General features: G+C 72.6%; 21 protein-coding genes. 18 read left to right on the top strand and 3 right to left on the bottom strand.

Features of this window, described 5'->3' with window-relative positions:
• The first annotated feature begins 893 nt into the window (after positions 1-893).
• Together ADK54_RS14580 and ADK54_RS14575 are read left to right on the top strand one after the other, a co-directional pair.
• Positions 894-2,642: an ABC transporter permease gene (locus ADK54_RS14580; RefSeq protein ID WP_053726046.1), complete on the top strand. Its 1,749-nt coding sequence runs from the start codon at positions 894-896 to the stop codon at positions 2,640-2,642.
• A gap of 27 nt (positions 2,643-2,669) precedes the next feature.
• Positions 2,670-4,091, top strand: a complete 1,422-nt coding sequence (locus ADK54_RS14575) for a nitrate/sulfonate/bicarbonate ABC transporter ATP-binding protein (RefSeq protein WP_078966380.1) — start codon at positions 2,670-2,672, stop codon at positions 4,089-4,091.
• 268 nt (positions 4,092-4,359) lie between these two features.
• On the opposite strand, the gene ADK54_RS14570 is transcribed toward ADK54_RS14575, so the two are convergent.
• Positions 4,360-4,761: an ArsR/SmtB family transcription factor gene (locus ADK54_RS14570; protein WP_053726083.1), complete on the bottom strand. Its 402-nt coding sequence runs from the start codon at positions 4,759-4,761 to the stop codon at positions 4,360-4,362.
• A gap of 148 nt (positions 4,762-4,909) precedes the next feature.
• Between ADK54_RS14570 and ADK54_RS14565 the strand changes: the two genes are divergently transcribed.
• From ADK54_RS14565 to ADK54_RS14535, 7 genes are all read left to right on the top strand, one after another.
• On the top strand, positions 4,910-5,383 hold the full coding sequence (locus tag ADK54_RS14565) for an NADH-quinone oxidoreductase subunit B family protein (RefSeq protein WP_053726045.1): 474 nt from the start codon (positions 4,910-4,912) through the stop codon (positions 5,381-5,383).
• Positions 5,380-7,335, top strand: coding sequence for a proton-conducting transporter membrane subunit (locus ADK54_RS14560; protein WP_234392069.1), 1,956 nt, complete (start codon positions 5,380-5,382; stop codon positions 7,333-7,335). Before ADK54_RS14565 ends, ADK54_RS14560 begins: the two co-directional genes overlap by 4 nt.
• A complete protein-coding gene (locus ADK54_RS14555; RefSeq protein ID WP_053726044.1) occupies positions 7,332-8,285 on the top strand; it encodes a respiratory chain complex I subunit 1 family protein in 954 nt (317 codons plus the stop codon). Before ADK54_RS14560 ends, ADK54_RS14555 begins: the two co-directional genes overlap by 4 nt.
• A gap of 4 nt (positions 8,286-8,289) precedes the next feature.
• Positions 8,290-8,955: a hypothetical protein gene (locus tag ADK54_RS14550; RefSeq protein ID WP_234392068.1), complete on the top strand. Its 666-nt coding sequence runs from the start codon at positions 8,290-8,292 to the stop codon at positions 8,953-8,955.
• A 94-nt stretch (positions 8,956-9,049) separates the two neighbouring features.
• Complete coding sequence (locus ADK54_RS14545) at positions 9,050-10,678, top strand: proton-conducting transporter membrane subunit (RefSeq protein WP_234392067.1); 1,629 nt, start codon at positions 9,050-9,052, stop codon at positions 10,676-10,678.
• Positions 10,675-12,153 carry an NADH-quinone oxidoreductase subunit C gene (locus tag ADK54_RS14540; RefSeq protein WP_053726043.1) on the top strand — a complete coding sequence of 493 codons (1,479 nt, stop codon included), beginning with the start codon at positions 10,675-10,677 and terminating at the stop codon, positions 12,151-12,153. The genes ADK54_RS14545 and ADK54_RS14540 overlap by 4 nt, the downstream gene beginning before the upstream one ends.
• Before the next feature lie 61 nt (positions 12,154-12,214).
• Positions 12,215-12,607 (top strand): VOC family protein, encoded by a 393-nt coding sequence (locus ADK54_RS14535; RefSeq protein WP_053726080.1) that lies wholly within the window; start codon positions 12,215-12,217, stop codon positions 12,605-12,607.
• On the opposite strand, the gene ADK54_RS14530 is transcribed toward ADK54_RS14535, so the two are convergent.
• Entirely contained in the window at positions 12,547-13,269 is a 723-nt protein-coding gene (locus ADK54_RS14530; RefSeq protein WP_053726042.1) for a helix-turn-helix domain-containing protein, read from the bottom strand. The genes ADK54_RS14535 and ADK54_RS14530 overlap by 61 nt on opposite strands.
• A gap of 38 nt (positions 13,270-13,307) precedes the next feature.
• Positions 13,308-14,501 (bottom strand): YihY/virulence factor BrkB family protein, encoded by a 1,194-nt coding sequence (locus ADK54_RS14525; RefSeq protein WP_053726041.1) that lies wholly within the window; start codon positions 14,499-14,501, stop codon positions 13,308-13,310.
• A gap of 17 nt (positions 14,502-14,518) precedes the next feature.
• On the opposite strand from ADK54_RS14525, the gene ADK54_RS14520 reads away from it, so the two are divergent.
• The 9 genes from ADK54_RS14520 to cysD all read left to right on the top strand — a co-directional run bounded on the left by ADK54_RS14520 (position 14,519) and on the right by cysD (position 22,829).
• On the top strand, positions 14,519-16,153 hold the full coding sequence (locus ADK54_RS14520) for an acyl-CoA dehydrogenase family protein (protein WP_053726040.1): 1,635 nt from the start codon (positions 14,519-14,521) through the stop codon (positions 16,151-16,153).
• A gap of 276 nt (positions 16,154-16,429) precedes the next feature.
• Positions 16,430-17,722, top strand: coding sequence for a helix-turn-helix domain-containing protein (locus ADK54_RS14515; RefSeq protein ID WP_234392066.1), 1,293 nt, complete (start codon positions 16,430-16,432; stop codon positions 17,720-17,722).
• Between the two features lie 43 nt (positions 17,723-17,765).
• Positions 17,766-18,329, top strand: coding sequence for a GNAT family N-acetyltransferase (locus ADK54_RS14510; protein ID WP_053726039.1), 564 nt, complete (start codon positions 17,766-17,768; stop codon positions 18,327-18,329).
• Between the two features lie 173 nt (positions 18,330-18,502).
• The gene (locus ADK54_RS48545) at positions 18,503-18,586 is read left to right on the top strand and encodes a putative leader peptide (protein WP_310591794.1); all 84 of its coding nucleotides are present in this window, start codon (positions 18,503-18,505) and stop codon (positions 18,584-18,586) included.
• A 114-nt stretch (positions 18,587-18,700) separates the two neighbouring features.
• Positions 18,701-20,398, top strand: coding sequence for a nitrite/sulfite reductase (locus ADK54_RS14505; protein ID WP_053726038.1), 1,698 nt, complete (start codon positions 18,701-18,703; stop codon positions 20,396-20,398).
• 31 nt (positions 20,399-20,429) lie between these two features.
• A complete protein-coding gene (locus ADK54_RS14500; RefSeq protein ID WP_053726037.1) occupies positions 20,430-20,609 on the top strand; it encodes a hypothetical protein in 180 nt (59 codons plus the stop codon).
• Positions 20,606-21,319 carry a phosphoadenylyl-sulfate reductase gene (locus ADK54_RS14495; protein ID WP_053726036.1) on the top strand — a complete coding sequence of 238 codons (714 nt, stop codon included), beginning with the start codon at positions 20,606-20,608 and terminating at the stop codon, positions 21,317-21,319. The genes ADK54_RS14500 and ADK54_RS14495 overlap by 4 nt, the downstream gene beginning before the upstream one ends.
• Positions 21,320-21,351: 32 nt before the next feature.
• Positions 21,352-21,897 carry an adenylyl-sulfate kinase gene (gene cysC, locus ADK54_RS14490; protein WP_053726035.1) on the top strand — a complete coding sequence of 182 codons (546 nt, stop codon included), beginning with the start codon at positions 21,352-21,354 and terminating at the stop codon, positions 21,895-21,897.
• The gene (gene cysD, locus ADK54_RS14485) at positions 21,894-22,829 is read left to right on the top strand and encodes a sulfate adenylyltransferase subunit CysD (protein ID WP_053726034.1); all 936 of its coding nucleotides are present in this window, start codon (positions 21,894-21,896) and stop codon (positions 22,827-22,829) included. The genes cysC and cysD overlap by 4 nt, the downstream gene beginning before the upstream one ends.

The raw sequence follows: 22,829 nt of genomic DNA, 5'->3' as shown, positions 1-22,829 counted from the left end.
CACTGCCCGGGCCCCGGGCCGCCGACGTCCTGGCCCCGTTCGCGGGCGGCACCCTGGCACAGAAGGCGAGCCGCGCGGTGCGGGAGCAGCACGCGGCCCAGTTTCTCGAAGGCCTCAGCCGCGAGGAACTGGCCGACCTCCTGGAACAGGCCCGGCCGTCCGGCGCACCGCCGCCACGGCTGCGGCCCGGCGAGCCGCCGACACCGGCCGACGGTGCTTTCCCTGTTCGGCCTGCGGGCCGCTCCGCGCGTGTTCATCTCGTACGCCCACGAGGACGACGGCGCCCACATCGACCAGGTACGCACGCTCTGGCGGCTGCTGCGCGGGCTGGGGGCACCGACGCACGGCTCGACCTTCCGGCGGGCGAGGAGCCCCAGGACCGGGCCCTGTGGACGGACCGCCAGTACCGGGCCGCGGACTTCGTCCTGGCCGTCGCCTCCCCCGCCTACCGGGCCGCGCCAAGGGCGCCGAGCAGCTGGTGCGCTACTCACCAGCCAGCCGTACGAGACCGGCGCCCCTCCTCGGCGCCGTCCCCCACCTGCCGCCCCGGCCTCCTGAGTAACGCCGTCCGGGCCCCACACCCCCTTATTTGCGCACCAGCGCAAGAACCGGCAGACTGCACGGGTCGCTGGAAACCGCATCACCGAAGGGGGCAGCCATGGACGCGGATCCTCCCAGTCCGTGCCGCCCCGCCGGGCGTCTCTGACCCTTCCCGTCGCCTCCCGCCCCTCGGCGCCGCGCCCGGGGCCACGGCACGGCGTGCCCCGATCCTCCGGGCCCCGTACCCCTCCCTCCCCCTTTCCTTTCTCACCACGCCGGGCTCCGCCGCGCCGGGGTGCGCGGTCGCGCCCCCGGGGCTCCTGTGCCCACAGTGTGGTCGGAGGTTTCTTGTGATGTCGTTCCGGACGAGCAGCCCCGCACCGCGGGTCACCTCCCGCTTCGCGGGCCGCCTGGCCCGGCTCAGCTGGGTCGACGCGGTGGTCGCCGCGGCCGTGCTCGTGCTCTTCTACGTCGTGCTCCAGGTGGGCCACGGGACCACGGTCCGGTTCTCCACCGATCAGTCGATCAAGGTCGACACCGATCCCGCCCAGTTGCCGTACGACGCCGCCCGCTCGCTGCTGCGCATGTTCATCGCGCTGGCCGCCTCGATCGTCTTCACCTTCGTGTACGCGCTGGCCGCCGCCAAGAGCAGGCGACTGGAGCGCATCCTGATCCCGGCCCTGGACATCCTCCAGTCGGTGCCGGTGCTCGGCTTCCTCACGGTCGCCGTCAGCGGGTTCATCGCCCTGTTCCCCGGCTCCATGCTGGGCCTGGAGTGCGCGTCGATCTTCGCGATCTTCACCTCGCAGGCCTGGAACATGACGTTCGGCTTCTACCACTCGCTGACCTCGCTCCCCCGTGAACTCGACGAGCTGTCACGGTCGTTCAGGTTCACGCGGTGGATGCGGTTCTGGAAGGTGGAACTGCCCTCGGGGATGATCAGCCTGGTCTGGAACGGCATGCTCAGCTTCGGCGGCGGCTGGTTCTTCCTCGTCGCCTCGGAAGCCATCAGCGTCAACAACCGGGACTACGCCCTGCCCGGCGTCGGCTCCTACGCCGGCGCGGCCATCACGGACGGCGACCTCGGCAAGGTCGGCTGGGCCATCCTCACCATGGCCGTCATGGTCATCGGCGTGAACTTCGTCTTCTGGCGGCCGCTGACCGCCTGGTCGGAGAAGTTCAAGAACGAGCAGTCCGAGGCGAGCGAGGTCCAGCGCTCGGTCGTCCTTGACTTCCTGCGCCGCTCCAGCTGGCCGCAGCTGCTCGGCAAGGCGCTGCGTCCAGTGGGCCGGGCCCTGAGCAGCGCGGGCCGCGTCCTCGGCACCGACGACCGGCCGCTGCACGTCGACGGGGCTCGTCGGCGCACCGGCGACATCACCTTCACCGTCGTCGCGGGCGGCCTCATCCTGTGGGGGCTGTTCGACCTCGGCCGCTATCTCCAGGACGAGACGGGCCTCGGCGTCTTCGGCGAGCCGCTGCTGCTCGGTCTCGCGACGCTGGCGCGGGTGGTCGTGCTGGTCGCGGCGGCCACCGTCATCTGGGTGCCGATCGGCGTGAAGATCGGCTTCTCGCCGAAGCTGACCCGGATCGCCCAGCCCGTCGTCCAGGTCCTGGCGAGCTTCCCCGCCAACTTCCTCTTCCCGCTGGCCGTCTGGTTCTTCCTCAAGACGGGCCTTTCCATCAACATCGGCGGCATTCTGCTGATGGCGCTCGGCGCCCAGTGGTACATCCTCTTCAACACCATCGCGGGCGCCATGTCGATCCCGAGCGACCTGCGCGAGGCCATGGACGACCTGGGCGTACGCGGCTGGCAGCGCTGGAAGCGGCTGATCCTGCCCGGCATCTTCCCCAGTTACGTCACCGGCGGCATCACCGCGTCGGGCGGCGCCTGGAACGCCTCGATCGTCGCGGAGGTCGTCACCTTCGGCGGCACGACCCTGACCGCCACCGGCCTCGGCGCCTACATCGCCAAGGCCACCGCTGCCGGCGACTTCCCGCACCTGATCGCGGGCGTGGCGGTGATGAGCCTTTACGTCGTCGGCCTCAACCGCCTGCTGTGGCGCCGCCTGTACCGGCTCGCCGACACCCGCTACGCCCTCTGAAACCCCCTGAGCTTTTCTGGAGCCCTCATGGTTCTGAACACCCTTCGCACCCTGCGCAACGCACGGCACGCGGTCGCCGCGCCCGCGCCCCGCCCGGCCGACGGCGAGATCCTGCTTGAGACGGTCGGCCTGACCAAGGCCTACGCCGGCGCGGACGGCGAGCTGCCCGTCCTCGGCGGGATCGACCTCCAGGTGCGGGCCGGCGAGGTCGTCGCGCTGCTCGGCAAGTCGGGCTCCGGCAAGTCGACGCTGCTGCGCTGCCTGGCCGGGCTCGTGCCGCCGAGCTCCGGCACGGTGTCCTACCGGGACGCCCCGCTGACCGGCGCCAACCCGGGTACCGCCATGGTGTTCCAGACGTTCGCGCTGCTGCCCTGGCTGACCGTGCTGCAGAACGTCGAGCTGGGCCTGGAGGCCCGGGGCGTACCGGCGGACACCCGCTCGGACGCGGCCCGCCAGGCCATCGATCTGATCGGCCTCGACGGCTTCGAGTCCGCCTACCCCAAGGAGCTGTCGGGCGGCATGCGCCAGCGCGTCGGCTTCGCGCGGGCGCTGGTCGTGGAGCCGGACGTCCTGATGATGGACGAGCCGTTCTCCGCGCTCGACGTGCTGACCGCGGAGAACCTGCGCGGCGAGCTGATGGAGCTGTGGGAGTCGGGCCAGTTCCCGACCCGGGCGATCGTCCTGGTCACGCACAACATCGAGGAGGCGGTCCTGATGGCCGACCGGATCGTCGTGCTCGGCTCACGGCCGTACGGCACGATCCGCGAGACGTTCGAGGTGGGTCTCGACCGGCCGCGCGACCGCGACGCGCCCGCCTTCGAGGAGCTCATCGACCGGGTCTACCGCACGATGACGGGCCGCGCGAAGGAGACCCATCCCCAAGGTCTCACCTCCGTCCGAGCCGGGGAGACCCCATCCCCCGGCCGCCCCGAGGGCCTCGAACCCGACCGGCGCACCCCGGCGAACACCCCGCTGCCCGGGGCCAGCGTGGACGGCCTGTCGGGCCTCGCCGAGATGGTCGCGCACCGCGGCGGCAGCTGCGACCTGGCGGACCTCGCCGACGACCTCGGCCTGGAGATCGACGACGTGCTGCCGCTGGTGGACGCCCTCGAACTGCTCGGCTTCGCGGCCGTCAGCGACGACGACCTGGTCCTGACCGACCGGGGCACCACGTTCGCGGGCGCCGACGTCCGCAGCTCCAAGCGGATCTTCGCGGAGGCCGGCACGGACGCCCCGCTGGTCCGCCTGATCACCACGAGCCTGCGCCAGAGCCCCGACGGCACGCTGCGGGCGGGCTTCTTCCGCGACGTACTGGCCCACCACTACACGAGCGAACAGGTGACCCAGCAGCTGGAGACGGCGACGGACTGGGGCCGGTACGCGGAGCTGTACGGGTACGACGCGGAGCGGGAGGAGTACCGGCTGGATGAGGGGGCCGCCGCCGCGTAACCCTGGCCGGGCCTGATGACTTTGTCCGCTTCGCGGAGGTGCGGGTCTCGATTGCGGGCCGGGATGCTTCGAGGGACGCGCGAGCGTTCGGCTGCGGACCGTGCGTGGCTGGTCGCGCAGTTCCCCGCGCCCCTAGCGGCGTGCGGTACGGCATACCCAGCCCGTCATGGGGTCCCCCCTGGCCCTTGAGGCCTTGGGGGAGTTTGAGGACGAGCGCCCTTCAGGCGCGATACGGGCTCTGGGGCGGAGCCCCGGGCAGGGTGGGGCGCTACTCGGCGACGGGGCGCGGGGCTCTGGCCCGGCGGACAGCGCGAACCGGAGCGGCATCCTCGGCCGCGGCAGGGGCGGAGGCAACCCCCTCGGCCGACGCAGCGAGGGCCACCACGGACGCCTCCTCCAAAAGCGAGCGCACGCCCGGCCCGGCCGCCCGGTAGAAGATCCGCGTACCGTCACGCCGCGACGTGACGAGCCCGGCCGAGCGCAGCTTGGCCAGGTGCTGGGACGTCGCGGCGACATGCGCCCCGAGAAGCTCCGCCAGCGCGCTCACCGGCAGCTCGGCCCCGCTGAGCGCCCACAGCAGGCGGTACCGCGAAGGGTCCGCCACCGCCTTCAGGACGGTGACCGCCCGGTCGGCCCGCTCCGCGTCCCAGCTCTCCATTTGCGCTCCCATGCAAATAGCGTAACGGAGCCGGGCCGCGCCCCCGCAGGCAAGCCGCAGCCCACACGGGAGCCAACCCCTCCCCTCCAGGTCGCCAAACCTTGTCAAAGCCCGCGATCCGCTCGTAACCGGAATCCGGCCATGGCCGGTTGTGCCGGGCATGAGTCTGCTGCGCAAGATCCGTGAGACCGGGCGGGTGGCGGAGGACGCCCCGCCGCGCCCCACTCCCGGCGACTTCCCCGCGCTCGCCGGATCGGCGCAGGTCCGCTGCGTGGACGCCGGGTCGTGCAACGGCTGCGAGATCGAGATCGCCGCGTCCTTCGGGCCGGTGTACGACGCGGAGCGGTACGGCGCCCACCTCGTGCCGTCCCCGCGGCACGCGGACGTCGTCCTGGTGACGGGCCCGGTCACGCGGAACATGAAGGTGCCGCTGCGCCGCACGGTGGCCGCGATGGCGGAGCCGAACCTCGTCGTGGCGGTCGGCGACTGCGCCCTCGACTGCGGGGAGTTCAGCGGGGGTTACGGGGTCGAGGGGGCCGTCGCCGATGTCGTGGACGTCGATCTCACGGTGCCCGGCTGCCCACCCCGGCCGGAGCAGATCGTCGCGGCGCTGCGCACGGTGACGGGCCGGTGAGCGCGGCCAGCGGCACACTGACCGCCGGGGTGGGAGTCGCCGGTCTCGTCGCGGGCGTGGCAGCGCTCGACGGCGGGCACTGGACGGCGGAGCTGCCCTGGCTGCTTCCGCTCGGCGGGGTGCGCCTGGCGGTGGACGCGCTGTCGGGCCTGTTCATGGCCGTCGCGGGCGCGGTGGTGCTCGCGGTCGCGGTGTACGCGGCCGGGTACGGGCGCGCGTCGCGGACCGCGAGCTGGGTCCTTCCGGGGTTCGGCGCGGTGCTTGTGCTCGTCCCGGCCGCCGGTTCCGTCTCGACGTTCCTGCTCCTGTGGGAGCTGACGGCGGTCGGCTCGCTGGTCCTGGTGCTCGGCGAGCACCGATGGGGGCACCTCCCTGGTCGAGCGGAGTCGAGACCTTGGGGGAGGCGCGCGGTGCGCGAGGCCGGGGTCTGGTACGCGGTGCTGACCCAGCTCGGCTTCGTGGCCCTGCTAGCCGGACTCGCGCTGTTCGCCGCACTGGCCGGCGGCCAGACCTTCCCCGAACTGCGCGCCGCGGCAGGCTCGTTGGGCCCGGCGTGGCGCGGCACGGTCTTCGCGCTGCTCGCCGTGGCGTTCACCTCGAAGGCCGGAATCGCCCCCCTGCACGCCTGGCTGCCCCGCGCCTACACCGAAGCGCCCGACCCCGTCTCGGCGCTGATGAGCGCGACGATGGTCAACCTCGGGGTGTACGGGATCATCCGTTTCGGGCTCGACCTGCTCGGCGGGGGCTCGCCCTGGTGGTGGCTCGGGCTGATGGGCGCGGGCGGGGTGTCCGCCGTGTACGGCATCCTCCAGGCCGCGATGGCACCCGACCTGAAGCGGCTGCTCGCGTACTCCTCCAGCGAGAACATGGGCCTGGTGCTCATCGGGGTCGGCGCGGGCGGCCTGTTCGCGGCCGACGGCGACCGGCGCCTGGCCGGCCTCGCCCTCGCGGCGGCCCTGCTCCACCTCGTCAACCACTCCGCTTTCAAGGGCCTGTTGTTCTGCGCGGCCGGTTCAGTGGTTCGCGCGACGGGCGTACGGGATCTGGACATGCTGGGCGGGCTTCGCGCCCGGATGCCGGTCACGGCCGCGCTGTTCGCGGTCGGCGCGCTCGGCGCGGTGGCGCTGCCGCCCGGCAACGGGTTCGCCGGGGAGTGGCTGCTGCTCCAGTCGCTGATCCACGGGCTCGCGGTGCCGGGCATGGCGACGGCCGTGGTGCTGCCGCTCGCGGTCGCGGTGATCGCGCTGAGCGCCGGGCTCTCGGCGGCCGTCTTCGTGAAGGCGTTCGGCGTCGGGTTCTTCGCCCGGCCGCGCGGCGAGGCGGCGGCCGAAGCCCGGGAGAGCCCGCCCGCGGTGCTCGCCGGAATGGGGCTGCTCGCCCTCGCCTGTATCGGACTCGCCCTGTTTCCAGGGGAGTTGGGCCCCGCGCTCGACCGGGTCGTGGCGGTCGCGGGCGCCGAGCCGACGGTCGGCGGGGGCGCCGGGGTGCGGCTGCGGACCTTCTCCGGGGCGCTCGCCCCGCTGTGGATCGCCGTGGCCCTGACGCTTGCCGCGCTGGGCACGGCCGCCCTCGTACGCCTGCTGGCACGGCGGCCCCGGCGCACCGGCGCCAGGCTGTGGGACTGCGGGGGCGGCGCGCCGACGGCCCGGATGACGTACACGGCGACGTCGTTCGCCGAGCCGCTGCAACGGGTCTTCCAGCAGGTGCTCGCGCCCGAGCAGGACGTCAGCGTCACGCCCGTACGGGAATTCGCCTATCTGGAGGAGCGGGTGCGGTTCCGACACCGGGTGCCCGACCGGATCGAGCACCGGCTCTACCGTCCGGTCCTCGCAGGGCTGTCCGCCGCCGGGCAGTCCGCGCGGCGCCTGGCCACCGGGTCGATCCACCTCTATCTCGGCTACGGCTTCTTCGGCCTGGTCTCGCTGCTCCTCGTCCTGGCGGTGGGCTGGTGAGCGTCATCTCAGCGGCCGCGGTGGCCGTGCAGGTGGGCGGCGTCGCGGCCGGTGCGCCGCTGCTCAACGGGCTGATGCGACAGGTACGGGCGAGGCTGGAGGGACGGGCCGGGGCCGGTGTCGGCCAGCCCTGGCGGGATCTGCGCAAGCTCCTGCGCAAGGAGGCGGTGACCTCGCTCGGCACGGGCCCGGCGTTCCGCGCGGCCCCCGTGCTCCTGGTCGCGACGACCGCCGTGGTCGCCGCACTCGTACCACTGGCCTCGACCGACACGGTGGTGAGCGGAAGTTCGGACCTGATCGTGGTGGTGGCGCTGCTCGCCCTCGGCACGGTCACGCTCGCCCTTGCCGGACTCGACAGCGGGACGGCGTTCGGCGGGATGGGCGCATCCCGCGAGATGACGCTGGCCGCGCTCGTCGAACCGACCATCCTGGTCTCGGTGTTCGCCCTGTCGCTGCCGACCGGCTCGACGAACCTCCCCGCGATCGTGTCGGGCGCGCTCCTGGACCCCGACCGGCTCGTCTCGCCCGCCGGGCTGCTCGCCACGGCCGCCCTCGCGGTGGCCGTACTCGCCGAGACCGGACGCCTGCCCGTCGACAACCCCTCCACCCACCTCGAACTGACCATGGTGCACGAGGCGATGGTCCTGGAGTACGCGGGCCCCGACCTGGCGCTCGTCGAACTCGGCGCCCAGATGCGGCTCACCGTGCTGCTCGGCCTGCTCGCCTCGCTGTTCGCCCCCTGGGGCATCGCCACTACCGCCTCCGCGGGCGCGCTGGTGATCGGCCTCGCGGTGTGCGCGGGCAAGGTGGCGCTGCTCGGGGCCGCGCTCGCGGCGGCGGAGGTGTTCTGGGCGAAGCTCCGGCTCTTCCGGGTGCCCGAACTCCTCGCCGGTTCCTTCCTGTTGTCGCTGCTCGCGGTGACGGCTTCGTACTTCCTGAGCGGGGCGTGAGCCGGTGCTGAGCGACACGCTGTTCACCAAACTGCTCGACCTGTGCTGCGGGGCCTTCCTGCTCGCGGCGGTGGTCATGCTGTGGCGGCGCGAACTGGCCGCGGAAGTGCGGGCGTTCACCCTGCAAGGGGTGGCCCTCGCGGGCGTCGCGGCGCTGCTCGGGCTGCACGAGACGCGCTGGGACCTGGTCTCGGTGGCCGTCGGCATCGGACTGCTCCGGGCCGGGGCGCTCCCCTATCTGCTGCGCCGCGCCCTCGCGGGCGGCGGCGCCCCCGAGGAGACACAGCCCCTGGTCAAGGGGGCGGGCTCGCTCCTGACCGCCGCCGCCCTCACCCTGCTCGCGTACGTGGTGGCCCGGCCGCTGGTGGCGCTGAACCCGAACCCGGTCACCCGGGCGCTGCCGGTGGGCCTCGCGGTCGTCCTGATCGGCTTCTTCGTCCTGGCCACCCGGCGGCACGCGGCCGCCCAGGTCATCGGGTTCCTGCTGCTAGACAACGGCATCACGGCGATCGCGTTCCTCGCGGCGTCCGGGGTGCCGCTGATCGTCGAACTCGGGGTGTCCTTCGACCTGTTGCTCGCGGTGCTCGTGCTGCACATCCTCACTACGCGGATGCGGGACGTCTTCGGGTCGGCGGCGCGGATCGACGACCTCCAAGAGCTTCACGACTGAGCCCCCACCCCCGCCCCTTCCCTCGACCGGGGCGCCGCCCCGGACCCCGCTCCTCAAACTCCCCCAGGGCCAGAAGGGCCGGGGAGCGGCCCCCATGAGAGGCACACACATGCTGACCACCCTGCTGCTCGTCGCCCCCGTCGCGACTCCGCTCAGCGTCAGTGCCGGGCATGCGCTGCGTGCCCGGCGGGCCGACATCCGGGTCAGGATTCCGGCCGCCCGCACCGCTCCGGTCGACGTCCTCGTACCGGTCGGGGCGGGCGGGCCCGCCGAAGCCGTGCCGCTGGACACACACCCACCCGAACCACCGACACCGACGCGGAGCCGCGGCTGGGCGGGGCTCGTCTCCCCCGCCGCGATGCTCGCCTGCGGTGCGGCGCTCGCCGCCCGAGTCCCGCGCACCGGGCCCGTGTCGGCCTTCGGGGAGGTGTTGCGGGCCGACGCGCTCACCGTGTGGATGCTGCTCGTCGTGGGGGCCGTGGCGGCCCTCGCCGTCGCGGCGGGGCCCGCGCACCTGGCCGGGGAGCGGGCGGCCGGGCGGGCCGCCGACCGGACCGTGCACCGCTACCACCTCCTGGTGCACGCCTTCCTCGCCGCGATGTGCCTGGCCGTACTCGCCGGAAATCTGGGGGTGTTGTGGGTGGCGGTGGAGGCGACCACCGTGGTGACCGCGTTCCTCGTCGGCCACCGCCGCACCCGTACCTCCGTCGAGGCGGCCTGGAAGTACGTGGTGATCTGCTCGGCGGGGATCGCGCTCGCCTTCCTCGGCACCGTGCTCGTCTACTACGCCGCCCGCCGGGCGGGAATCCCCGAGACTGGCGCGCTCGACTGGCGGGTCCTGGTAGCCCACGCGGGCAGCCTCGACCCGAACGTCACCCGGCTCGGCATCGCCCTCGTCGTGCTCGGCTACGGCGCCAAGGCCGGGCTCGTGCCGCTGCACGCCTGGCTTCCGGACGCGCACAGCCAGGCGCCCTCTCCGGTGTCGGCGCTGATGTCCGGGGTGCTGCTCGCCGTGTCGTTCTGCGCGGTGCTGCGCTACAAGGTGATCGGGGACCTGGTGCTCGGCACCGGCTTCGCGCGCGGGCTGCTCGCCGCGATCGCGCTGCTCACCCTCGCGCTTGCGGCCGGGCTGCTGCTCGCGCAGCGCGACTACAAGCGCATGCTGGCCTATTCCAGCATGGAGCACATGGGGCTCATCGCGCTGGGCGCCTCGTTCGGCGGGCCGCTCGCCCTGTCGGCCGTACTGCTGCACATCGCCGGGCACGGGCTCGCCAAGACGGTGGCGTTCTGCGCGTCCGGGCAACTGCTCCAGTTGCGCGGGACCTCGCGGATCGGCCGGATCCGAGGGCTGGTCGCGCTCTCGCCGGGACTCGGCGGAGCGCTCGCGCTGTCCGTCGTGGCGCTGCTCGGGCTGCCGCCGTTCGCCCTGTTCGCCTCCGAGCTCGGCCTGGCACGCGCCGGGTTCGCGGCCGGCCTGGGGTGGCCGCTGGCCGTCGGCCTGCTCCTCGCGCTCGTCGCGTTCGCGGCGCTCGCCGCCCGCACCGCCAAGATGGTGCTCGGCCCGGCCCCGGCGGACCTCGCCGCGCCGGTGCGGATCGGCGCGGCCCGCGGGCTGCCCCTGGGCGCCGGACTGCTGTGCTGCGCCGCGCTCGGCCTGACCGTACAACCACTGCTGCCGCTGCTCACCGCGGCCGCGGACATCGCCGCGGGGGCCGCCCGATGAACCGCAGGACCGAGGAGATCGGATCGCCCGAACTCCCTTGCCAGGCACGGAAGTTGCTCGACTCGGGGCAGCGGCTCGCGCTGGTGGCGGCGCACCACGACGAGGGCGCCGTGCGCGTGGTGTACCTGTTCGTCTCGGGGCCGCCGGACACCCGTACCGAACTCCACGTACGCCTCGACCCGGACCACCCATCGGTCCCGACCCTCGCCCAACTCTCCTTTCCCGCAGGGCGGTTCGAGCGCGAGATGCGGGACCTGCACGGCGTGGTGCCGCGCGAGCACCCGCTCCCGCACCGGCTCGTACGCCACTACCACTGGCCGCGCGGCTGGTACCCGATGCGGCCCGACGCCGGAGCCGCGCCGCCGTTCGGCGAGCAGGAGGGTCCTTATCCGTTCCTCGCGGTCGAGGGGGACGGGGTGTACGAGATCCCGGTGGGTCCCGTGCACGCCGGGCTCATCGAGCCGGGGCACTTCCGGTTCTCGGTGGTCGGCGAGACCATCATCCGGCTCAAAGCGCGGCTGTGGTTCGTGCACAAGGGCATCGAGAAGCTCTTCGAGGGGCGGGACGCGGCGGGCGGACTGCGGCTCGCCGAGCGCGTCAGCGGGGACACCGCGATCGGGCACGGGCTCGCGTACTGTCTCGCGGTCGAAGAGGCGTACGGCGTCGAGGTGTCCGAGGAGGCCCGCCGTGCCCGGGCCCTGCTGCTCGAACTGGAGCGGTTGCACAACCACGTCGCCGATCTCGGCGCGCTCTGCAACGACGTCGGCCACTCCATCCTCCACTCCCATGCACTGCGCATCCGCGAGCAGTTGCTGCGGCTGGCCGACGCGACGACGGGACACCGGCTGCTGCGCGGCGCGGTCGTGCCCGGCGGCGCCCGCCTGGCGTCGCTGCCGGACCCGGCGCAGCTGGCGCGGATCGCCGTCGACCTCGGGGAGATCACGGAGCTCGCCCTCGGCCATGCGACGGTGCGCGACCGGTTCACCGGCACGGCCGTGCTCAGCGCGCAGGCGGCGCGGGACCTGGGGTGTCTGGGCTATGTGGCGCGGGCGAGCGGCCTGAGCGCCGACGCCCGGTTCGGCCATCCCTTCACCACCGAGGGCCATCCGCGGGTGCCCGCGACGCAGGCCTCGGGCGATGTACTCGCCCGGTTCCTGGTGCGGGCCGAGGAGGCGCAGGCCTCCCTCGAACTCGCGGCGCGGCTCGCGGCTGAGCTGCGGCCCGGCGACATGACGGTGCCGCTGCCGAGGCGCCCCGCGGGGTCGAGCGGAACCGGCATCGTGGAGGGCTGGCGCGGGGCGATCACCACACGAGTCGAGCTCACGCCCGCCGGCACGCTGACCCGGGTGAAGCCGGTGGACCCGTCGTTCTTCAACTGGCCCGCCCTGCCGGTCGCCCTGGTGGACACGATCGTCCCGGACTTCCCCCTGGCCAACAAGAGCTTCAACCTGTCGTACGCGGGCAACGACCTGTGACGGCCGCCGCGTGTCCGTTTCGTACAAGACCCCCGTCGGGGCCGCTGCCTACGGTGAGGCCATGACTCCACGACTCGACGCCATCGGCCTGGTAGCGGCCGACATGGCCGCATCGCTCGCCTTCTACCGCCGCCTGGGCCTCGCCGTTCCGGCCGACGCGGACACCCAGCCGCATGTGGAGTGCACGCTCCCCGGCGGCACCCGGGTCCTGTGGGACACCGAGGACACCGTCCGCTCCTTCGACCCGGACTGGACGCGCCCCGAGGGCGGCGGCCGTACGGGCCTTGCCTTCGCCTGCGACACGCCCGCCGAGGTCGACGCGACGTACGAGGCGCTCATGGCGGCCGGGTACGACGGCCACCTCAAGCCCTGGGACGCCTTCTGGGGGCAGCGCTATGCGGTCGTCCACGACCCGGACGGCGTGGAGGTCTCGTTGTTCGCCGCGCTCGCGTAGTCGGTCAGCGTCATCCCGGCCAGCGAGCGCATCTCGCGGGCGAGGTGGGCCTGGTCGGCGCAGCCGGCGGCGAACGCGGCCTCGGCGTACGGCACGCCCTGGCGTACGAGGCCGAGGGCACGCTGGAGGCGCAGGATGCGGGCCAGGGTCTTGGGGCCGTAGCCGAAGGCGTCGAGGCAGCGGCGGTGCAGCTGGCGGGCGCCGAGGCCGACCTCGGCGGCGGTGGCCCGCACGCTCCACCCGGCGGCCAGGCGGTCCGCCACCGCGCGGGTCAGCGGGTCCGGGCGGGGCGCCTTCGCAAGGGCCACGGCTTCGAGGGCGGCGGCCGGGTGGGCCGCCTCGCCGACCCGTTCGGCAAGCGAGCGCACCTCGGCCCCGGGCCAGATCCCGTCGAGGTCGACCCGGGTGTCGCGCAGTTCGTGCGCCGGGACGCCGAGGACTGCGGGGCCGGCGCCGGAGGCGAAGCGGACCCCGGCGTAGCGCGTGCCGGGGGCCGCGTCGGGCACGTGGGCGTGGGTGTCGGGGCCCGCCACCAGGAGGCGGCCCTCGCACCAGAGCAGATCCATGCAGCCGTCCGGAAGGACGGGCCGCGCGTCGTCGCCGGCCACGGTCCGGGTCCACACGAAGGCGCCGGACAGCCGGGAGGGCCGCTCTCGGTACATGCCTTCGAGGATAGTCCGGCCTCCCGGCGGCCGGCCCGTCAGTCGTGGTCGCGCGGGGACTTCTCGTGGTCGCGCGAGGGCTTCTCCTGCGGCTTGTCCTCGGGCTTCTTCGTGGTGTGCAGGCGGGACTTCACGTCGTCCGGCGGCAGGAACTTCGACCAGCGCTCGGGGAACTCGGAGGGCATCCCCGGGTCGCCCGCCTCGTCGCCGTCCTCGCCGTCGTCGAAGAGCATCGGCTGGACCGGCTGGGCCCGGGCCACGAGCTGGGCGGCCTGCGCGGTGCGCACCCGGTCGCTGGCCGCGCGGGCGGCGGCCGTCGCCACCGACGGCCAGACCCGGTCGATGGCCGCGTTGACGGCCGCGCCGACAAGGACCGCGAACGCCGAGATGCCGATCCACAGCAGCACCGCGATGGGCGCCGCGAGCGAGCCGTAGATGGTGGGGCCCTCGACCGTGCTGGTCAGGTAGATCCGCAGCAGGAACGAGCCGAGCACCCACATCGCGAGGGCCACCAGGGCGCCCGGCACGTCCTCGATCCACGGCGAGCGGACCGGCACCGAGACGTGGAAGAGGGTGGTCAGGAACGCGATGGACAGCAGGATCATCGTCGGCCAGTACAGGAAGCTGATCACGTTCGTGCCCCAGGGGACCAGCTCCACCACCCGGTCCGGGCCGACCACCGCGAGCGGCAGCACGACCGCGCCGATCAGGAGCGCGACGATGTACAGGAGCAGCGAGAGCAGCCGGGTCTTGACGATGCCGCGGTGCCCGTCGAGCCCGTACATCACGGTGATGGTGTCGATGAAGACGTTGACCGCGCGCGACCCCGACCACAGGGCGATGGCGAAGCCGATGGAGACGATGTCCGGGCGTTTGCCCTTGGTGACGTCTTCGAGGAGCGGCTGGGCGAACTCGTGCACACCCCGGTCGGACAGTACGGTTCCGGCCGCGTTCAGGATGTTCTGCTCGATGCTGGCGACGGTGTGGGTGCTGGTCCAGCCGTCCACGTAGCCGAGCAGCGCGATGACACTGAGCAGCAGCGGGGGCAGCGAGAGGAGCGTGAAGAACGCGGCCTCGGCGGCCAGGCCCAGGATGCGGTACTCGACGCAGGAGTTGACGGTGTCCTTGAGGAGCAGCCAGCCCAATTTCCGCTTCGAGACGTTGCGGTAGAGGACGCGGGCCCGATGAAGGCGGCCGGATGTCCGCTCGGGTGTTTCATTTGCTGGCTGCACGTCCTTACCGTATCGGCATGGCAGCCACCACCCACACAGTGACCAACCAGGCTCCGCCCCTGGTGGGGTACGACGTCTTCACCGCCGACCGGGCCCTGTCCGAGGCGGTCGAGCGGCACACCGCGCCGGAGCTCGTCGACGAGGTACGAGAGGAGCTCGCGGGCCTCGGACGGACCGCGGGATCGGCCCAGGCCCAGGAGTGGGGTGTGCTGGCTAACGAGAATCCGCCGAAGCTGCGCACCCACGACCGGTACGGCAACCGCATCGACGAGGTCGAGTTCCATCCCAGCTGGCACCGGCTGCTCGGCAAGGCGGTGTCCGCCGGGCTCACCGACGCCTGGGGGCGGCCCGCCGGGCACGTGCGGCGGGCGGCCGGCTTCCTGGTGTGGACGCAGGCCGAGGGCGGGCACGGATGCCCGGTCTCGATGACGCACGCGGCGGTGCCCGCGCTGCGCACCGACCCGGCGCTCGCCGCCGAGTGGGAGCCGCGGCTCACCTCGCACGTGTACGAGGAGGGGCTGCGGCCCGCCGCCGAGAAGGGCGGGGTGCTCTTCGGGATGGGCATGACGGAGAAGCAGGGCGGCAGCGACGTCCGGGCGAACACGACGTCGGCGGTGCCGCTCTCCGCCGACGGCGAGTACGTCCTGACCGGGCACAAGTGGTTCTGTTCGGCGCCGATGAGCGACGGGTTCCTGGTCCTTGCCCAGGCTCCGGGCGGGCTGACGTGCTTCCTGGTGCCGCGGGTTCTCGCCGACGGCACGCGCAACGCGTTCGCGATCCAGCGGCTCAAGGACAAGCTGGGCAACAAGTCGAACGCGTCGAGCGAGGTCGAGTTCGACGGGACGTGGGCGCGCCGGGTCGGTGAGGAAGGGCGCGGGGTGCGCACCATCATCGAGATGGTGGCGGCGACCCGGCTCGACTGTGTGATCGGCTCGGCGGCGATCATGCGGCAGGCGGTGGCGCAGGCCGTCCACCACGCCTCGTACCGAAGTGCGTTCGGTGGGTTGCTCGTCGAGAAGCCGCTGATGCGCAACGTGCTCGCCGATCTGGCCCTGGAGTCGGAGGCGGCCACCACGCTGGCGCTGCGGCTCGCGGCCGCCTACGACGCCGACACGGAGGAGGAGCGGGCGTTTTTGCGGCTCGCGGTGCCGGCCGCCAAGTACTGGGTGACCAAGCGGTGTACGCCGGTGGCGGGCGAGGCGCTCGAATGCCTCGGCGGCAACGGGTACGTCGAGGAGTCCGGGATGCCACGGCTGCTGCGGGAGGCTCCGCTGAACTCGATCTGGGAGGGCTCGGGCAACGTCCAGGCCCTGGACGTCCTGCGGGCGCTCCAGCGCGAGCCGCAGGCGATCAACGCGTTCCTCCAGGAGGTCGGCAAGGCACGCGGCGCGGACCACCGCCTCGACGCGGCGATCAAGGACCTGCTGACCGAACTCTCCGACCTGGACGGCATCGAGGCGCGGGCGCGGCGGCTTGTGGAGCGGATGGCGCTGGTGCTCCAGGGTTCGCTGCTCGTGCGCTGGGCACCGTCACAGGTCGCGGACGCGTTCTGCGCCTCGCGGCTCGGCGGCGACTGGGGGGCGGCGTTCGGGACGCTGCCGCACTCGCTGGACCTGGCGTCGGTGGTGGAGCGGGCCCGCGCCGAGGTGTGAGCGGAGGGCCGCCGCGGCCGAAAAGGTCCGTCGGGGGTGGTGCTGCGCCGACACGGCACCACCCCCGCGCTCATGCGTCCGTGGAGGGAGCATGACGACCGGACTTCCGGTGCTCTCCCATCTTCGTACACGCACACGGCCGTTCGCGAGCGTTGCAAAGGGTTGCAACCATGTGCGGCATATCGCCCCGCGCCAACTCCCGGACGGGCAGGATGAATTCAGGACACGCGGGGCCCAGTACGTGACGGACGCCGGTGTCGACAGCAGGAGGATTCCGTGGAGACCAACACGCTCGACGTGGCCCGGCTCGCCGCGATGGACTCCCGGGAGGCGACCCGGCTCCTGAAGAGCATGCGGGCGGCCGCCCTTGAGGGCCGGCGCACCAAGGTCGTGCCGCGCACGGACATCGGGGAGTCCTGGCGGCGGATGCTCAGCAGCGGGCTCGACCCGGACGGGGAGAACCGTGCCGGGCTGCTTCCTCTCGCCGAGGTCGAACGGCGCAGGCGGCACTCGCGGTTGACCGAGGTCCTTCCGGTGCTGCGGGACGCCCTGGTGTCGGTGGCGGACGCCGCGCAGCACATCATGGTGGTCTCGGACGCCGAGGGGCGGCTGCTGTGGCGCGAGGGGCACCCTTCCGTCCTGAAGCTCGCCGACACCCTGGGCTTCGAGGTCGGCGCCGACTGGAGCGAGACGGCCGCCGGCACCAACGGGGTGGGCACCCCGCTCGTCACCGGCCGGCCGGTGCAGGTGTTCTCGGCCGAGCACTTCGTGACCGCGCACCACACCTGGACCTGCGCGGGCGCGCCCATCGTCGACCCGCGCGACGGGCGGCTGCTCGGCGTCGTCGACATCAGCGGGCCGCTCAGCACCATGCACCCGGCCACGCTGTCCTTCGTGACGTCGGTGACCCGGCTCGCCGCGGCCGAGCTGCGCAACCGGCACTTCGCGGCCCTTGAGCGGCTGCGTACGGTGGCCGCGCCGGTGCTCTGCCGGATCGGCGGGCGGGCCCTTGCCGTCGACGACAACGGCTGGGTGGCCGCGGTCACCGGCATGCCGCCCACCGACCGGCTCACGCTGCCGAAGTCGCCGCGCTCGGGCCGGGTGTGGCTGCCCTCGCTCGGCATGTGCACGGTCGAGCCGCTGCCCGGCGGCCGGCTCGTCCAGGTCGACGGGGAGGGCGGCGGCGCGGGCCCCTCGACGGCCCGGCGGGTCGTGCTCGACCTCAGCCGGCCGCGGCGCTGCTCGGTGACGGTCTCGGGCGACGCGGGCAGCTGGACGCAGGAGCTCAGCCCCCGCCACGCGGAGCTGCTGTTCGTCCTGGCGCAGAACCGGGAGGGCCGCAGCGCGGCCCAGCTCGCGCAGGACATCTTCGAGGACCCGACGCGCACGGTGACCGTACGGGCCGAGATGTCACGGCTGCGCCGCCACCTCGCGGAGGTGCTCGCGCACCGCCCGTACCGCTTCAGCGAGGACGTGCGGGTGGAGGTGGTCGGGCCGGACCGCCCGGCGGACCTGCTCCCCCACTCCTCGTCCCCGGCGGTGAGACTGGCCCGGGGCCGCCACCCCTGACCTGCGTTGGAAGCATCATGCGCCGCATGATTGCCTGAGCCGCATGAGTATCACCGTGACCACCTGGTCCCTTGAGCAGACATCGCTCGCCGATCTGCGCCCGGCCGCCGAGCCGTCCGGCGACGTCACGATCGTGCGCGCCGAGGTCCCTTCGCCGGAGTTCAGCCGCTTCCTCTATACGGCGGTCGGCGGCGACATCAAGTGGATCGACCGTCTGGGCATGTCGTACGCCGAGTGGGAGCGGGCGCTCGCCGGGCCGGGCACGGAGACCTGGGTGGCCTACGACCGGGGCACCCCCGCGGGCTACGTGGAGCTGGAGGCCCAGCCCGGCGGCTCGGTCGAGATCGTCTACTTCGGTCTGATCCCCGCCTTCCGCGGCCGGCGGATCGGCGGCCACCTCCTGTCGTACGGGATCCGGCGGGCCTGGGACCTGGCCGAGCGCTGGCCGGAGCTGCCCGCCACCGAGCGGGTGTGGCTGCACACCTGCTCGCTGGACGGGGAGCACGCCATGGACAACTATCTGCGCCGTGGCTTCAAGCTCTTCGAGACCAAGGAGGAGCAGGCCGAGGACGTCACCGCGCCGGGACCCTGGCCGGGGGCCTTCTGAGGGGCGGACGAACGACCCTCGGGCAGCTTCAGGTGGCTTCGGACGTTTCCCGGCGGGGGAACCGCCGCGTCCGCCCCGTGACCCGGGACACAGCGTCCCACCATTCGGGACAGCAATGTCCACATTATGGATAGTGGTGGACTGGGTCTAAAGTCCCGTGACACGCTTCCGTCATGTCTGGAACTGGAATTGCCTTGGTGAGTCGGCGGCACGTCGACCTCGGCCGCATGTCCAGCGCCATCTGTCCGGCACGCTGACGCCTCCAGCAACGCCGCGATCTCTTTCCCCTTTGTCCTGACTGCGCACCGCCGCGCCGAAGCGCGAGTGTGCAGGTCAGAGCCGCCCACCTGCAGTCCCGAAGGACATACGCCATGGCCGCCACCCCAGAAAACCCTGCCCCCGCGACGCCCCGCCGCAAGCCGGGCCGCCACCGTGGTGAAGGCCAGTGGGCCGTTGGCCATTTCACGCCCCTCAACGGGAACGAGCAGTTCAAGAAGGACGACGACGGTCTCAATGTGCGGACACGCATTGAGACGATCTACTCCAAGCGCGGCTTCGACTCGATCGACCCCAACGACCTGCGCGGCCGGATGCGCTGGTGGGGGCTCTACACCCAGCGCCGGCAGGGCATCGACGGCGGCAAGACCGCGATCCTGGAGCCGGAGGAGCTGGACGACGAGTACTTCATGCTGCGCGTCCGCATCGACGGCGGCCGGCTGACCACCGAGCAGCTGCGCGTGATCGGCGAGATCTCGCAGGAGTTCGCGCGCGGCACCGCCGACCTCACCGACCGGCAGAACATCCAGTACCACTGGATCCGCATCGAGGACGTCCCGGAGATCTGGAACCGGCTCGAAGCGGTCGGCCTGTCCACCACCGAGGCCTGCGGCGACACCCCGCGCGTCATCCTCGGCTCGCCGGTCGCCGGGATCGCCGCGGACGAGATCATCGACGGCACTCCGGCCATCGACGAGATCCAGCGCCGCTACATCGGCAACCCGGCCTTCTCCAACCTGCCCCGCAAGTTCAAGTCGGCCGTCTCGGGCTCCCCCCAGCTGGACGTCGCGCACGAGATCAACGACATCGCGTTCGTCGGCGTGGAGCACCCCGAGCACGGGCCCGGCTTCGACCTGTGGGTCGGCGGCGGCCTCTCCACCAACCCCAAGCTCGGCGTGCGGCTCGGCGCCTGGGTGCCCCTGGACGAGGTGCCGGACGTCTACGAAGGCGTCATCTCGATCTTCCGCGACTACGGCTACCGGCGCCTGCGCACCCGCGCCCGCCTGAAGTTCCTGGTCGCCGACTGGGGCCCGGAGAAGTTCCGCCGGGTCCTCCAGGACGAGTACCTCAAGCGCGAGCTGCTCGACGGGCCCGCGCCCGAGCAGCCGAGGGACGTCTGGCGCGACCACCTCGGGGTGCACCGCCAGAACGACGGCCGCTTCTACGTCGGCTTCGCGTCCCGCGTCGGACGCGTCGACGGCGCCACCCTGAGCAAGATCGCCGAGCTGGCCGAGACGCACGGCTCGGGCCGCCTTCGCACCACCGCCGAGCAGAAGCTGATCGTGCTCGACGTCGCGGAGGACCGCGTCGACTCGCTCGTGTCCGGCCTGGAGGCGCTCGGGCTCAAGGTCAACGCCTCGCCGTTCCGGCGCGGCACCATGGCCTGCACCGGCATCGAGTTCTGCAAGCTGGCCATCGTCGAGACGAAGGCGCGCGGCGCCTCGCTCATCGACGAACTGGAGCGCCGCATCCCGGAGTTCGACGAGCCCATCACCATCAACATCAACGGCTGCCCCAACTCCTGCGCCCGCATCCAGGTCGCCGACATCGGCCTCAAGGGCCAGCTGGTCCTGGACCGCGACGGCAACCAGGTCGAGGGCTTCCAGGTGCACCTGGGCGGCGCGCTCGGCCTGGAGGCCGGCTTCGGCCGCAAGGTCCGCGGCCTGAAGGTCACCTCGGCCGAGCTGCCCGACTACGTCGAGCGGGTCCTCACGCGCTTCCAGGCGGAGCGCACCGAGGGCGAGCGGTTCGCCGCCTGGACCGCCCGCGCCAGCGAGGAGGCCCTGTCGTGAGCCGCGGCGGACGACAGCGAGAGGACCAGCCATGAGCGAGCGTGCGGCCCCCTTCCACTGCCCGTACTGCGGTGACGAGGACCTGCGTCCCAACGAGACCGGACACGGCGCATGGGAGTGCGCGGCGTGCAACCGGGCCTTCCAGCTGAAGTTCCTCGGGCTGCTCGCCCGCGGGGTTCAGCGCAACGACCGTGGAGGGGAAGCGATATGACGGCCACTCAGACCGACGAGCGCACCGCCGAAGACCTCAAGGCGCTCGCCGAGCAGGCGGGCCGGGACCTCGAAGAGGCCTCCCCGCTGGAGATCCTGCGGTGGGCGGCCGACACCTTCGGCAAGCGGTTCTGCGTCACGTCCTCCATGGAGGACGCGGTCGTGGCCCACCTCGCCTCGCGCGCGATGCCCGGCGTGGACGTGGTGTTCCTCGACACCGGCTACCACTTCCCCGAGACCATCGGCACCCGCGACGCCGTCGCCGAGGTGATGGACGTCAACGTCATCACGCTGACCCCTGGCCAGAGCGTCGCCGAGCAGGACGCCGAGTACGGCCCGAAGCTGCACGACCGCGACCCCGACCTGTGCTGCGCGCTGCGCAAGATCAAGCCCCTTGAGCAGGGCCTGGGTTCGTACTCCGCGTGGGCCACCGGGCTGCGCCGCGACGAGTCGCCGACCCGGGCGAACACCCCGGTCGTCGGCTGGGACGAGAAGCGGCAGAAGGTCAAGGTGTCGCCGATCGCCCGCTGGACGCAGGACGACGTGGACGCCTACGTCGCGGAGCACGGTGTGATCACCAACCTCCTCCTCATGGACGGCTACCCCTCGATCGGCTGCGCACCCTGCACCCGCCGGGTCGCCGAGGGCGAGGACGCGCGGGCCGGACGCTGGGCCGGACGCAACAAGACCGAGTGCGGGCTGCACGGATGACGGACCGTCAGAAGAATGATCAGGAGACTTCGATGAGCGTGACGGAGGCGGGAGCCACCATCTGGCTGACCGGTCTGCCGAGCGCCGGCAAGACCACCATCGCGTACGAGCTCGCGGGCCGGCTGCGCGAGGGCGGCCACCGCGTGGAGGTGCTCGACGGCGACGAGATCCGCGAGTTCCTCTCGGCGGGCCTCGGCTTCAGCCGCGAGGACCGGCACACCAACGTGCAGCGGATCGGCTTCGTCGCCGAACTGCTCGCCGCCAACGGCGTGAAGGCGCTGGTCCCGGTGATCGCCCCGTACGCCGACAGCCGAGAGGCGGTGCGCAAGCGCCACCAGGGCGAGGGCACCGCCTATCTGGAGGTGCACGTCGCGACGCCGGTGGAGGTCTGCTCCGTACGCGATGTGAAGGGTCTGTACGCCAAGCAGGCGGCGGGCGAGATCAGCGGCCTGACCGGCGTCGACGACCCGTACGAGGCGCCCGAGGCGCCGGATCTGCGGATCGAGTCGCACACCCAGACCGTGCACGAGTCCGCGGCCGCGCTGCATGCGCTGCTCACCGAGAGGGGCCTGGCATGACGTCGGCAATCACCGTGAGCGAGGGCACCGACACCCCGTACGCGCTCAGCCACCTGGACGCTCTGGAGTCCGAGGCGGTGCACATCTTCCGTGAGGTGGCGGGTGAGTTCGAGCGGCCGGTGATCCTTTTCTCCGGCGGCAAGGACTCCATCGTCATGCTGCACCTGGCGCTGAAGGCGTTCGCCCCGGCGGCCGTTCCCTTCACGCTGCTGCACGTGGACACCGGGCACAACTTCCCCGAGGTCCTCGCCTACCGCGACCGGGTGGTGGCCGAGCACGGCCTTCGCCTGCACGTCGCCTCGGTGCAGGACTACATCGACGCGGGCAAACTGCGCGAGCGCCCGGACGGGACGCGCAACCCGCTCCAGACCCTCCCGCTGACCGAGGCCATTCAGGAGCACCGCTTCGACGCGGTGTTCGGCGGCGGCCGGCGCGACGAGGAGAAGGCGCGCGCCAAGGAGCGGGTGTTCTCGCTGCGCGACGAGTTCTCGCAGTGGGACCCGCGCCGCCAGCGCCCCGAGCTGTGGCAGCTCTACAACGGCCGGCACGCCCCCGGTGAGCACGTCCGGGTGTTCCCGCTGTCCAACTGGACCGAGCTGGACGTGTGGCAGTACATCGCCCGCGAGGACATCGACCTGCCCCAGATCTACTTCGCCCACGAGCGCGAGGTGTTCAAGCGGTCCGGGATGTGGCTGACCGCCGGCGAGTGGGGCGGCCCCAAGGCCGACGAGAGCGTCGAGACCCGCCTGGTGCGCTACCGCACCGTCGGCGACATGTCCTGCACCGGCGCCGTCGACTCCGACGCGACGACGCTGGACGCCGTCATCACCGAGATCGCCGCATCGAGGCTCACCGAGCGGGGTGCCACCCGCGCCGACGACAAGATGTCCGAGGCCGCGATGGAAGACCGCAAGCGCGAGGGGTACTTCTAG

The organism is Streptomyces sp. WM6378, from assembly GCF_001279695.1.
GTDB lineage: Bacteria > Actinomycetota > Actinomycetes > Streptomycetales > Streptomycetaceae > Streptomyces.
This window is presented reverse-complemented; position numbering and strand designations above follow the sequence as displayed.